This is a genomic window from Drouetiella sp. (genome assembly GCF_059504425.1).
This window is the reverse complement of record NZ_JCACIN010000003.1, coordinates 1-12,655: the sequence shown is the minus strand read 5'-3', so window position 1 is coordinate 12,655 and position 12,655 is coordinate 1. Positions and strand designations below refer to the sequence as shown.

9 protein-coding genes are annotated in these 12,655 nt (G+C 51.1%); 6 read left to right on the top strand and 3 right to left on the bottom strand.

Translation table 11 applies throughout. From position 1 onward, the window contains the following. Positions 1-5: 5 nt before the first annotated feature. Positions 6-1,268 carry a hypothetical protein gene (locus AC5JMP_RS00920; protein ID WP_495849539.1) on the top strand — a complete coding sequence of 421 codons (1,263 nt, stop codon included), beginning with the start codon at positions 6-8 and terminating at the stop codon, positions 1,266-1,268. A 178-nt stretch (positions 1,269-1,446) separates the two neighbouring features. Beyond that, positions 1,447-2,551, top strand: a protein-coding gene (locus AC5JMP_RS00915) for an IS3 family transposase (RefSeq protein WP_495849538.1) whose coding sequence is annotated in 2 segments (ribosomal slippage) — positions 1,447-1,715 and positions 1,714-2,551 — 1,107 coding nt in all. Because the reading frame shifts where the segments join, the coding sequence is not laid out codon by codon here. Positions 2,552-2,775: 224 nt separating this feature from the next. Here the strand turns inward: AC5JMP_RS00915 and AC5JMP_RS00910 are convergent. Beyond that, positions 2,776-3,423 (bottom strand): Uma2 family endonuclease, encoded by a 648-nt coding sequence (locus AC5JMP_RS00910; RefSeq protein WP_495849537.1) that lies wholly within the window; start codon positions 3,421-3,423, stop codon positions 2,776-2,778. Positions 3,424-3,509: 86 nt separating this feature from the next. Here AC5JMP_RS00910 and AC5JMP_RS00905 point away from each other — a divergent pair, with 86 nt between their 5' ends. The 4 genes from AC5JMP_RS00905 (at position 3,510) to AC5JMP_RS00890 (ending at position 9,033) form a co-directional block, all read left to right on the top strand. Next, positions 3,510-5,567 (top strand): ABC transporter ATP-binding protein, encoded by a 2,058-nt coding sequence (locus AC5JMP_RS00905; protein WP_495849536.1) that lies wholly within the window; start codon positions 3,510-3,512, stop codon positions 5,565-5,567. A gap of 14 nt (positions 5,568-5,581) precedes the next feature. Next, positions 5,582-6,781: a glycosyltransferase family 4 protein gene (locus tag AC5JMP_RS00900; RefSeq protein ID WP_495849535.1), complete on the top strand. Its 1,200-nt coding sequence runs from the start codon at positions 5,582-5,584 to the stop codon at positions 6,779-6,781. Further along, positions 6,774-7,082 carry a DUF3493 domain-containing protein gene (locus AC5JMP_RS00895; protein WP_495849534.1) on the top strand — a complete coding sequence of 103 codons (309 nt, stop codon included), beginning with the start codon at positions 6,774-6,776 and terminating at the stop codon, positions 7,080-7,082. Before AC5JMP_RS00900 ends, AC5JMP_RS00895 begins: the two co-directional genes overlap by 8 nt. Positions 7,083-7,275: 193 nt before the next feature. Further along, a complete protein-coding gene (locus tag AC5JMP_RS00890) occupies positions 7,276-9,033 on the top strand; it encodes an FAD-dependent oxidoreductase (RefSeq protein WP_495849533.1) in 1,758 nt (585 codons plus the stop codon). A 296-nt stretch (positions 9,034-9,329) separates the two neighbouring features. Here AC5JMP_RS00890 and AC5JMP_RS00885 read toward each other — a convergent pair whose 3' ends face one another. Next, complete coding sequence (locus AC5JMP_RS00885; RefSeq protein ID WP_495849532.1) at positions 9,330-9,812, bottom strand: sterol desaturase family protein; 483 nt, start codon at positions 9,810-9,812, stop codon at positions 9,330-9,332. Positions 9,813-9,840: 28 nt separating this feature from the next. Beyond that, positions 9,841-12,174, bottom strand: coding sequence for a 1,4-alpha-glucan branching enzyme (gene glgB, locus AC5JMP_RS00880; protein WP_495849531.1), 2,334 nt, complete (start codon positions 12,172-12,174; stop codon positions 9,841-9,843). Positions 12,175-12,655: the final 481 nt, after the last annotated feature.

The window sequence follows — 12,655 nt, the reverse complement described above, 5'->3', positions numbered from 1 at the left end:
CTTCCATGAGTTCTCCGCCTCGTCCGCCCAATCGCTCCACGGCATCGAAACAGCGCAAATTTCGTTGGACTAAGCAGCTCTCCAAGCTTCGCCGCTGGGATATCTGGCTGGTTCTGTTCCTGCTGCTACTTTGGGTTGCAGTGCTGCTGGGGAGTTTTGTGTGGCGCGGCAGCTACATCTTCGAGGGCAATCTGATCGTCCAGGAAATGGGCTTCACCTACGCAGGCGACACAGAGCGCCGTTTCCTCAGCACCATTCGCCGACTCAAAAAGCTCGATATTGAAGGAAGCCAACCCCAACCGCTAGTTTTGACGGGCAAGTTTTCTAGCAGCGATCCAATGCTTAACCAAAAGCTGAGTCAGCGCGATCGACTGGCGATCGAATTTCCCTATGCTGACAGTCGCCTAATTTTTACGCCTGTAAAAGAGAGCGAACTTGCCATCTTAGAAGCCCGTATCCAGCCCGCCACGCAAATCAATCAACTTAAGTACCAAGCCCAACCAGGTCAGCCTGCCCAGCTTTCTTTTTGTCTTCAGTCTGTCAACACTCCCTTAGAAACCTGCCAACTTCGGAGCAATTTACCCGATACTCCCACTTCAGCTACCGCCAAACCTTTGGGTACGCTTAAGCTACAGCTCGGTCAACAGCCGCTTGCTCTCAGCATAGAAAGGTTCAACATTCCTGAGTTGGGAATTAAAACCGATATCAGTGCGTTTCAAAGTCTAGACCTGCAATTCACTCCAAGTTTCGACGAGTCTACGCTCTCGCTGCTCTCTCCCACCCGCCTATTTATCGATTTACCTGATTTTGCCAAGGCCGCCAACTCTGAAAAAGTCAATCTACCTCAATGGCTCTGGGGAGATTTTGACGTTCAGGACGTTCGTTTTTCCAGCACTGAAACTACAGAAGTTGTCACAGACGAACTGCCAACCTCCACCATTTTGTTGGGTGAAGTTCAGATGCAACGCCAGTCGCTACAACTCAAGGAAAACCAGTTTTTGATTATCGCGTCGAAACCGGGTATCCGCAAGCTGCGTTACATTCAGATCCATCCCCAATCTCCGCAAGGTTTGCAAACTCTCGTCTCTGGCGAAAGCCAAGGCATTAAGGTAGGTTTGTATCCCCAATTTCCTATCCAAAGCATTGAGCCAAGCTGGTTGTCTAAACACTTTTCTCAAGAAGCTATCAACGCGATCCTAGCGTTTATTGCAGCTCTCACGGGAGTTCTACTACCTCGCCTCTTCCCTGAACCACCCAAACAGCCCTAATAATTTCCACGGTGCGATTTGCTTCATAGCTGAATCTGACGCTAGTTTTGGGGTTGGCAGAGCTTGGTTCCAATCTAGCAAGAAAAGTTGGGAGTATGATGTACCCCGAAAACTGGACAATTAGCTAAGGTGGGATCACTGCCCCAAGGCTTGTAAACCTACGGAGAGGACAGTGACAATGCAGTGGAAACAATACAGTGCAGAGTTCAAAGCCAAAGTTGCTCTTGAGGCAATCAAGGGCAACAAAACTATCAACGAATTGGCTAGTCAGTTTGAGGTACATCCCAACCAGATCACCCAATGGAAAAAGCAAGTGCTAGAGGAAGTGCCCCAGATCTTCTCAACCCGACGTGCCCAAGCCCAGAAGGGACAGGAAGAATTGACTGCCAGCTTGTATCAACAAATCGGACAACTCCAAGTTGAGTTGGACTGGTTGAAAAAAAAATCTGGACTCAGCCGTGGACGATAAACGGCGATTGATTGAGCCAGAGCATGAGGGCATTAGTGTTGTCCGCCAATGTGAATTAGTCGGCTTAGCACGTTCTAGTTGGTATTACAAAGCGGTTGAAGTTGACCCCTACGAGCTACATCTGATGAAGCTGATAGACACTCAGTACACAGCAACTCCCTTTTACGGCATCCGACGGATGAGTGCGTGGTTGCGGACTCAGGGAGAAGCAGTCAACCACAAGCGGGTGGCACGGTTGATGCGGCAAATGGGAATTGAGGCGATCTATCCTCGCCCTAAAACGAGTCTACCGGGTGAGCAGGTCAGGCGTTACCCTTATTTGCTCAAAGGGATGAGTATCAACGCCCCCAACGTAGTTTGGAGCACGGACATCACCTATATTCGGATGCCGCATGGCTTCGTCTACCTAGTGGCGATTCTGGACTGGTTCAGCCGCTATGTGTTGGCATGGCAAGTTTCCAATACGATGGATGTTGGCTTTTGTTTAGAGGCATTGGAAACGGCTTTGAGTGTGGGCAAACCCCAAATCTTCAACTCTGACCAAGGCTCTCAGTTCACCAGTAACGTCTTCACGGGTTACTTGGAGAGAGAAAACATTGCCATTAGCCAGGATGGTAAAGGCAGAGCGTTTGATAATATTTTTATTGAGCGCTTATGGAGAACAGTAAAGTACGAGGAGGTGTATATTAAGAATTACGAGAGTGTATCCAACGCAGTTAAGAGTTTGTCATCGTACTTTCACTTTTACAATCATCAGCGATTACAGCAGTCGTTGAGTTATCAAACTCCTGCAAAGATACACTTCAGCAGCTAGGATTAGAGCTTGTATAAATTATTGCAAGGAAGAGCATTTGAAGCCGATGGGAGATTCCACCTTAAACTTCTACTAAAACTGTCTAGACAGAGGGGTACACTTTAGGAGGTCGTGTTGGGAGCTAAGGGTGTGCGAATCCAAACCTGGGGGATTTTCCAAAAGCCCTCTCTGATGAGATGAGTGATAGGAAGGATAGCCACACCCAGCCCAACGTTGACAGTCCATTAAGGCAATGGCTGAAACTGCTGCATCAGCCAAGCTCCCACTTGTGACTGATCAACCGATCGACTCTGCTGTAGCGCCTCCTCTAAAGACGACATCGCCAACCCCGGCAGCAACTGCGACCGATCGATTCGCCGACTGCCGCGATCGATCATCTCAAAGGCATAAATGCTCAGGTTCTCGACATCAACCGCCCAATATTCTTTCACGCCAGCCTCTTCGTATAACGTCCGCTTAGTGGTGCGATCGTCCACAATCGTCGTCTTGCCAATTTCAATCGCTAAATCCGGCGGGGGATAGCGATCGAGGTTGACGATATTGGTTCCAGTGGGGATGAGTCTGGCGCGATCGCCAATGTAGTAGGACAAATCCGGCTGAAATTCTCTCTTGCCGACCTTGCGAAACGAGCAGTTATCGAGGATGGTCAGAGGAATTCCTCTAAGAATGCAAAACAGAGCAACTCCAAGAGCTAGCGTTCCATGATCTCGGCTGTGGTCAAATCCAACAGGGAGCATCTCAGTCCTCATCCATCCGTCGAGATAGTAGCCTTTTGCGTTTTCGTAATTAGGCTGTTCTACCTGCCACAAATACTCCTCCCAGGTAGCTTTGACCCAGGTATCGGTAGGCAAGGCAGTTTTTACATCGCTCATAGAGCGGCTCCTGGCGGCAGAGAATTGATCATAGTCTAGCGGTTCTGGGGAACTCTACGAGTGAAATCCCCTTGCAGAGATGCCTCATGTCCTCTCGTCACCTTCTGAGCAATCTGGCTCAACGCTATCCTGGACTCATTAGTCTCAACGTTGCCTTGGGCTTTTCCGGAGCTTTATTCAATGGTATTAGCACAGCACTGATTATTCCGGTTTTGCTGAGTTTTTTGGGAGAGCCGATCGCCACAAAAGGCTTGCCGCCAGTCATCCAGGCATTACTCTCGCCCTTTGTAGGCGGCTCTGGTCAGCAAAACCTGCTGCTCATGACGAGCGCCATTATTTTGCTGCTGCTATTCAAAAATATAGCTGCCTATGCCAATGCGTTGGTGTCCGGTGCCCTGAAACGAACCCTGTCTAATGACCTACGAGAACGCGGCTTGCGGCTGCTGCTAGATGTGGACATCGACTTTTACGTCAAAACCGGGATTGGCGATATCATCAACCGTTTGAATAACGAAGTGTCTAGGGCGGCTAGTGCAATCGCTACCCTTACCCGCACTGTCACAGTCAGTATCACCGTACTGGTATTTGTGAGCTTGCTGCTGGCGCTGTCTTGGCAGTTGACGATCGTTTCTACAGCTCTGCTGGCGGTGGTTGCATCGGTGAATCAATACAGTATTGGGCGCTCTAAGCAATTTGGCAAGGAGCTTTCAGAATCTTCTAGAGCCTACTCGACGAGCGTCCTAGATCTGCTGTCAGGGATGCGGCTAGTGCGCTGTACGGCAAATGAGACTCATGAGTATCAGCGTTTGAAAAAGCTGATTGGCGATCGCGAGGAGGCAGAGTTCAAAGCGCAGGCAGTGTCGGCACTGATCGATCCCGTGAGCGAAATGACGGGAATTGTGGCACTGCTGCTGATTGTGCTAATCGGTCGGTCGGTCTTAGGCAATCAGGTCGAGGCATTTTCAGCCGTATTGTTGACCTACCTGTTTCTGCTCTTCCGAACGCTGCCGCTAATTGCCCAACTGAACGGTGCCCGCAGCCAGTTAGCCAACATTTCCCCCAGCATTGAAATTGCTAGCGATTTTTTGCGGCAAGACAACAAGCCCTTTATGAAAAATGGCTCCATCCCCTTCACGGCGCTGAAGCAGGGCATTCACTTTCAAAATCTTTCCCTCACCTATCCCGGACAGAAAAAGCCTGTTCTCAGTGAGGTCGATCTGCATTTGCCCAAAAATACAACCCTGGCGCTGGTCGGCTCTTCAGGTGCCGGAAAGTCTACTCTGGCAGACTTGCTGCCGCGATTTTATGACCCAACTCAGGGCTGTATCTTGATTGACGGGCAGGATTTGCGATCGCTGGATTTCAAGTCGCTGCGGCGATCGATGGGCATTGTCAGCCAGGACACGTTTTTGTTTAACGCGTCTATCCGAGACAACATTGCCTATGGCTGTGCCGACGCAACGGACTCTGCAATTATGGAAGCGGCAAAACAAGCCAATGCCCATGAGTTCATCCTGCAATTGCCCCAAGGATTTGACACCCAAATTGGCGATCGGGGTGTCCTGCTCTCTGGCGGACAGCGACAGCGAATTGCCATTGCCAGAGCCTTGCTGCAAAACCCGGAAATCCTGATTCTGGACGAGGCAACAAGCGCCCTAGATACGGTGTCGGAACGGCTGGTGCAAGAGGCGATCGATCATTTGAGCCGCGATCGCACGACGCTGGTAATTGCCCATCGCCTCTCCACGGTGCAAAAAGCCGACCAAATTGCCGTCATGGATCAGGGCAGAGTGGTAGAGCTTGGCTCTCATCAACAGCTCATGGCAAAGAACGGATACTATGCGCGTCTGTGCGACATGCAGTTTGAGGATAAGACCCAGATCAAATTTGAGCTGAATCAAACGCAGCTTGCCAAAACTTCTCACCAGTTTCGGACGCTTTTGAATGGCGTCATTGGTCTGCTGGGATTGATGATTGATGGCATCGTCGAAACCCCTGAAGAACAGCAGGAATATACGCAGGGAGCCTACTATTCAGCGCTAAATTTGATTAAAAGTTTAGAGCGTTTGGAGCATGATCCAGAGAAGCCCCAGTTAGAAGAATCATTGCAGTTTCCTGCTCAGGCCATTCAGGTACAGACTTAGGCATAGGGTAAATCATGCTAAAACACTATATTTTCTTTACCCGCAATACCTTACCTCAGCCCAGAGCCGATTTGGTACAGGTGGCAAACTGTGCTAACGCCGCCGCAAATTTGGGCTATTCGTCGGTATTGACTTATTTGAAGCAGCAGCCAAACTGGTTGAATCTGGGAGACTGGGTAGAGCCATTTAAGCCGCAGTTCCCTGAAGAGAATTTGAGCAGCTTCTATAACCTTCAAGACAAGCTTAAAGTTGCGGCGCTTCCGATTCCCTGGACGCTGGCTCGATCGCCCCTCAAAGGATTCGACCCTAGCACGATCGCCTCTAAATATTACTTGCCTTTGTATATGCGATCGCGCACTCAGATTGTCCATACGCGAGACTGGAATTTTGTCAAAGCGGCAATTCAAAACAGCATTCCCGTCATCTATGAACATCACCACCACGAGAGCAAGCAATTTGAGCCAGAGATTGTCAATCATTCGCTGTTTCAGATCGCTGTTACCGTTGCGGATACCGTTCGAGAGACTATGATTGAGTCGGGGATGCCGCCCCAGAAAGTGGTGAAAATACACAACGGCTTTAATCAGCTATTTCTGCAACGTCAACCGGAACAGGCAAAAGCTTGGCGACAAAAATTGCTGTCCAGCGATCGGTCAAAGCTAGCTGTCTATTCGGGAGCACTTCATCCGTTCAAAGGCGTAGACCTACTGATTGAAGTGGCAAAAGCCCTGCCAGATGTGCAGTTTGTGTTTGCGGGAGGTGACGAAGCTCAGGTTGCCGCCTACCGAACGCTATGCCAACAGCAGCAGGTATTCAACGCCAAGTTTTTGGGCTATGTGCTGCATCAAGATCTGGCGAGTTTGCTGCAAGCTGCTGACGTGCTGGTGCATCCTCACTGCCTCGGAAAAGCGGCAACCTTTACTTCACCGCTGAAGTTTTTTGACTACATGGCTTCTGGAACACCGATCGTCTCCACGGAAATTCCATCTCTGATGGAGTTTAAATTGGCGGGTGTGGTAGCGGGCTGGTGCGAAGCCGATCGGGCGATCGCTCTAGCAGCAACTCTTCAGCGCGTGCTTGAAAGCCATCCTCGGCGATCGGAGGGCTATTCCGACAGCATGGCGTTTGTCCAGCAGTTTTCGTGGGAGAATCGGATTATCAAGATTCTGAGCCACGTCAAAGATTCGCTGAAGCCCACTTTCCACCATGACTGACTCTAAGCTTTCCGGCAAGCCCAAGCGCAACATTGATCCTCAGCTCTATGCTCAGCTCAAAGCCGAAGCAAAAGCGCCCTATCGTGGCTTACGGCAGTTTGTTTACTTCAGCTGCGCCCTATCGGGATTGGTGGGCGGCGTGATCTTTTTAGCGCAGATTATTGCTGGGAGAGACGTTGAGGCAGCTTTGCCCAACTTTGCGTTACAGGCGGGTGTAGTGGCTTTGATGGTTTGGCTGTTTCGGCTGGAGCAGCGAGCCAACCGCAAGAGCGTTGAGAAAGAGAAGTTAAGCAAACCTTAAGAAACTCCTCTCATCGGCTAGGTTCTGTCACAATGGACACAATTGAAATGGGGTCAGCCAATATAAAGACCCTAAACATAAATCCCTTTGAATACTACGTGAAGTGCCAGTACCTCAAATTAAGAGGTGCTGGCACTTCACTTTGAGCCAAAATTATATAGCCGTAATCATCGGGCTTAGGGCATGAGGAACAATGGAGGAAATCAGTACAGAGGTCTTGGTCGTTGGAGGAGGGACAGGCGGTACGGCTGCAGCGATTCAGGCAGCGCGGCGGGGCGCTCAGACTGTCCTAGTTAGCAAGTTCTCTTGGCTGGGGGGAATGCTGACATCGGCAGGGGTGGCGGCTCCAGATGGCAATGAGCTGGCGGCATTTCAGACAGGGCTTTGGGGAGCATTTTTACGGGAGTTGCAGCAGCGTCAGAAGGAAGGATTAGATCACGCCTGGGTCAGTTTTTTCACCTATGAACCAAGGGTGGGAGCCGCTATTTTTGCCGACTGGGTGCAGCAGTTGCCCAATTTGCGCTGGATTCAGGGACAGGTGCCTTTAGAAGTCCAGAAGGCAGGCAATACCGTGACGGGTGTGCGATTTGCTGACTATAAAATTCAAGCAAAAATTACTCTAGATGGAACTGAGCTAGGCGATTTGCTGGCGTTGGGCGAGGTGCCTTATCGCTGGGGATGGGAATGGCGATCGCACTGGCAAGAACCCAGCGCACCCGATCGCCCCAATGCGCTCACCCAACAATATCCAGTTCAGGCTCCCACCTGGATCGTGGTCTTGCAAGACTTCGGTGAGGGTCAAGCACCGCCGATTGAGGCTGAATCAGAGCTGTCTTTTGAGGGTACTTGGCAGGGCTACGGTGCCGAGCAGTTTTTGAACTACGGTCGGCTGCCTGGAAACCGCTTTATGCTCAACTGGCCTCAGCAGGGGAATGACTATGGGGTAGGGCTACAGCGGTTGGTACAGTCGGAGAGCGATCGCCAGGATTTTTTGCGGGAGGCACAGGCGCATTCTCAACATTTCGCCCATTTTTTGCAGCAGCAGTTCGGACGGCGCTATGGATTAGCGGAGAATACGTTTCCTCAACAGCAGCTAGGGGGAGGAGCGTACGCCCTGCACCCTTACTATCGGGAAAGTCGGCGATTGCAGGGACTCGTGACGGTGCGAGAGCAGGATATTCTGCCCCAGGTTCAGTCCCAGGTGGCGGCACTGCCGCTGAACGAAATAGGAGAAGTGGAAGCGATCGCCTTCGGTAATTATGCCAACGATCACCATTATCCCGGCTTTGAGTTTTCGTTGCAGCCTAAGTCGATTCGCTGGGGCGGACGCTGGACAGGTACGCCGTTTGCACTGCCCTACCGCTGTCTAGTTCCGGCTGAGATGGAGGGACTGTTAGTATGCGAGAAAAATATTTCGGTTTCCCATATTGCCAATGGGGCAACCCGATTACAGCCTGTGGTATTGGGTCTGGGTCAGGCGGCAGGAATGGCGGCGGCGCTGTGTGTTCAGCAAGGCTGTCAGCCTAGAGATTTGTCGGTACGGAGGCTGCAAGAGGCTTTGCTGGAAGATGCGATCGCTCCCCCAATGCTGATTCCTCTGTTTAATCTGCCGCCAGAACACCCAGACTGGCTGTTCTGGCAGCGGTACTATCTCGATCACCCAGAATCTTATCCGGCGGATGGCTATTGCCCTGGTTTGGCTCATGTAGCGGGGTCAGCCACAGGATGCGAGTTATTTACAGGAAACTTTCAACGACGGGGTGAGCAGGATTATGGGCTGACTGTTGAGCAGCCGATCGCTCTGGTAGGGGAAGTGATCTCTCTTGTGACGCTCAGGCATGAGGTGGATGAGCGTCTGAGTCAGTTTAAGACGGGAGAGAAGCTGAGGGTAGAAGGATGGCTGAATCGATCGGGGAATTGGCTGAGGGTAGAGAGGATCGAGGCTTCTTGAACAGCCAACAGCCTTGGGGGTTTCCCCCAAACCCCCGGCGGGGGACAGAGCGCGTCCCTACATCCCCTGCGCACGAGATGAAGGATAGACGGCATGGAGGTTTACTATTCTTTCAAAGTTCAAGGTATGGCTGTCGCCAGTTTGCTTATAACATTTATGGTGGGACGCGAAGCGTCCCACCATAAATGTCCCCGTCTTAACCGCCTTGGCGATTGCCACATAAAACTCAAAGTCCCCCAGGCTTGGGGGACGTGAGGCTAGGAAACTTCAATCTAGCAATGTGTTGATTGCCAAAGCTATCGCCACCGCAGCTCTAAATATCCTTTTTCTGGGCGGTTCTGCTCTTCTTCGGTTAGCCAGTCTACTAGCTTATAGGTGCCGAAGACGTGATCCCACCAGTCTACGGCTAAGCCGAAGTTGTGATGCCACATGCCATATTTGTGATGGACGTAGTGAACGGGCATTTTCATCCAGAAACACTTGGTTGGATTTTCATGCTGAAGCTGGTGGGCGTAGGCTGAGAAGGCTGCGTAGACCAGCGCTCCCAGGAACCAGCCTAAGCCAGCCTGCCAAGACACGAAAAACAGGAGGAACATGACGATCGCACTTCCCTTCACATAGTCTAGGAACTCCCAAACCACGCCTTGCCCTTCGTTACGACGGTGATGATCGCGATGGCGCTCTCCTACTTTGGGTGAGACATGCATGAGCCGATGCAGCCAGTATTCTACAAGACTCGCTAAAACAAACGCGATAATAAAACAAACGATCGCAGTCATCCACATAAGCTCAATATCCTCATCACACCTAATTACTAATCTCAATGCCTGCTGCTGATGTCGCCTCTTTGAATGCTGCGGCTGGCGATACTTTGGAGCGATCGAGCTTCAGCATAATCACGCCGAGGGGCGGCAGGCAAAGATCGATCGAGTAAGGGCAGTTATGGTATGACCACTCTTCTGCCCACTTGCCGCCGAGGTTGCCCATATTGCTGCCCCCATACTCGCGAGAGTCGCTGTTAAATAGCTCTGTGTAGAAACCTAGCTCTGGTACGCCTACCCGGTAATGGGCATGGGGCTGTGGTGTAAAGTTGCAGACAGTGATGACACACTCGCTGGGGTCATCCTTCGCCCTGCGGAGAAACGCCACAACGCTGTGGCGATTGTCGCTACAGTCAATCCACTCAAAACCTTCAGCAGAGAAGTCTTGGGTATAGAGCGCAGGCTGGCTCTTGTACAGCTCGTTTAGGCGGCTAATAAAGTACTTCAGCTTTTGGTGGGGTTCAGACTGAAGCAAATGCCAGTCTAGATCGCCCCAAACATTCCACTCTGTCCATTGCCCAAATTCCATGCTCATGAACAGGGTTTTCTTGCCGGGATGGGCAAACATATAGGCATACAGCGCCCGTAGATTGGCGAATTTCTGCCACTCATCTCCTGGCATTTTGCCAATCATCGGACTCTTGCCATGCACTACTTCGTCGTGGGAGAGCGCCAGCATGAAGTTTTCGCTGAAGGCATACATGATGCTGAAGGTAACGTTGTTTTGGTGAAACTGCCGGAACCACGGGTCCATGTGGAAGTAGTCCAGCATGTCATGCATCCAGCCCATGCTCCACTTCAAGTTAAAGCCTAGCCCGCCCATATAGGTCGGCCAAGAAACCATCGGCCAAGTAGTAGACTCTTCGGCAATGCTAAGGGTTCCCGGAAAGTAGCCAAACAAAACGTGATTCATCTGGCGCAAGAAATCGGCGGCTTCAATGTTTTCTCGTCCGCCGTACTGGTTGGGCACCCATTCACCTGTAGGACGCAGGTAGTCGAGATACAGCATCGAGGCAACGGCATCAACCCGAATACCGTCAATGTGGTACTTGTCAAACCAAAACAGGGCGTTGGCAACCAGGAAGTTGCGGACTTCATTGCGACCATAGTTGAAGACTAGCGTGCCCCACTCTTTATGTTCACCCTTGCGCGGATCAGCATGTTCGTAGAGCGCCGTACCGTCAAAGTTAGCTAGCCCATGCCCGTCTTTGGGAAAGTGACCCGGAACCCAGTCTACGATCACGCCTATGCCGTTAGCATGGCACTGATCAACGAAATACATGAAGTCTTCAGGACTACCATGCCGCGAGGTACAAGCATAGTAGCCTGTCACCTGATAGCCCCAAGAGCCGTCAAACGGATGCTCGGCGATCGGCAGCAGTTCTAGATGGGTAAAGCCTAATTCTTTAGCATAGGGAATCAGGCGATCGGCCAGCTCACGATAGGTCAGAAAGCGGGCACCAGGTTTTAATTCGGCAACAATGACGGGCGGCACGGGGTTGCCTTTTGCATCCAGCCCAGGTTCAGACGCGGAGCCATGCAGCCAGGAGCCTAGATGCACCTCGTAAACAGAGATGGGTTTGGTCAAGGGTTCAATGTGGCGACGCTGCTCCATCCATTCGCTGTCGTTCCACTGGTAGCGATCGAGATCGGCAACGATCGATGCGGTCTTGGGGCGAACTTCCTGGTAGTAGCCGTAGGGATCAGACTTTTCGTAAATGTGACCCGCCTGGTTTTTGACCTCATACTTGTAGCTGGTGCCCACCCCTATCCCAGGGATAAATAGCTCCCAAATGCCGTCGCCTAATCGCCGCATCTGATGTTCACGACCGTCCCAGTGATTAAAGTCGCTGAGCAGCGAAACGTTGCGAGCGTTGGGTGCCCAAACGGCAAAGTAAACTCCCTTCACGCCGTCTACTTCGCTCAGGTGTGCCCCCAGCTTCTCGTAAATGCGATGGTGGTTTCCCTCGGCAAAGAGGTGAATATCCAGATCGGTAATGTGGGGAGAGCGAAAGGCATAGGGATCGTAGGTGACGTAGGTGCGATCGCCTTCTTTCACCCGAAGCTGGTAATTCTTGATGTCTGGTGTGTCTAGCACGCACTCAAAAAAGTTGGGGTGATGCTCAGACAGCATCGCAAATTCAGTCCGCTCTTCCGGAAAAACGACCCATGCTTCACTGGCGCGGGGAAGATAGGCTCTCACTACCCAGACTTTTTTGCCGTCTTGTTCTAGCAGGTGAGGTCCCAAGACTTCGAATGGGTTTTGGTGCTGATTCCAAACAATCCTCTCTATCTGATCCGGCGCGACGGTCGTTCCCATGAAGCTACCTATCCTAAATCGTATTACTGAATATGGAACCGCCTGAAAAACCTTTAAGAAGCCTAGTCTGGCGATTCTCAACTAAAAAACGCAGTCTGAATAAGATCTATTTGAAATCTTGCTGTGCTTAAGCTGTCGAGATCATCAAAGTTGATTCTAGTGCCTGACAAGTCGTTCAGACTTGGCGAGATTGCATCCTGAACTGGCTGGAATCGCTGAAAATAGCTGCAGCCAAATGTCCTATATAGGCAGCAAATCACAAACCTTAACAAAGCGTAGCAAATTGCGGTTCAACTCTCAAATCTAATTTGAGCTGATGAGGAGGGGAATTGGCATCTGCAATTCGGCATCTACTTAGGATCACAAGTTAACCTGCAATAGTTTTTTGGAAGGGTCGCGCTCCGCGCGACCCTTCCAAAAAACGGCAGTCCTTAAGGGGTAAGGATTTTTTGTTGCGTGGGCAAAGCCCACGCAACAAAAA

What these genes read in the sequence shown, in the direction of transcription:
- AC5JMP_RS00920 (WP_495849539.1), top strand. Translation starts at nt 6, where the DNA reads ATGAGTTCTCCGCCTCGTCCGCCCAATCGCTCCACGGCATCGAAACAG.
- AC5JMP_RS00910 (WP_495849537.1), bottom strand. Translation starts at nt 3,423, where the DNA reads ATGAGCGATGTAAAAACTGCCTTGCCTACCGATACCTGGGTCAAAGCT.
- AC5JMP_RS00905 (WP_495849536.1), top strand. Translation starts at nt 3,510, where the DNA reads ATGTCCTCTCGTCACCTTCTGAGCAATCTGGCTCAACGCTATCCTGGA.
- AC5JMP_RS00900 (WP_495849535.1), top strand. Translation starts at nt 5,582, where the DNA reads ATGCTAAAACACTATATTTTCTTTACCCGCAATACCTTACCTCAGCCC.
- AC5JMP_RS00895 (WP_495849534.1), top strand. Translation starts at nt 6,774, where the DNA reads ATGACTGACTCTAAGCTTTCCGGCAAGCCCAAGCGCAACATTGATCCT.
- AC5JMP_RS00890 (WP_495849533.1), top strand. Translation starts at nt 7,276, where the DNA reads ATGGAGGAAATCAGTACAGAGGTCTTGGTCGTTGGAGGAGGGACAGGC.
- AC5JMP_RS00885 (WP_495849532.1), bottom strand. Translation starts at nt 9,812, where the DNA reads ATGACTGCGATCGTTTGTTTTATTATCGCGTTTGTTTTAGCGAGTCTT.
- glgB (WP_495849531.1), bottom strand. Translation starts at nt 12,174, where the DNA reads ATGGGAACGACCGTCGCGCCGGATCAGATAGAGAGGATTGTTTGGAAT.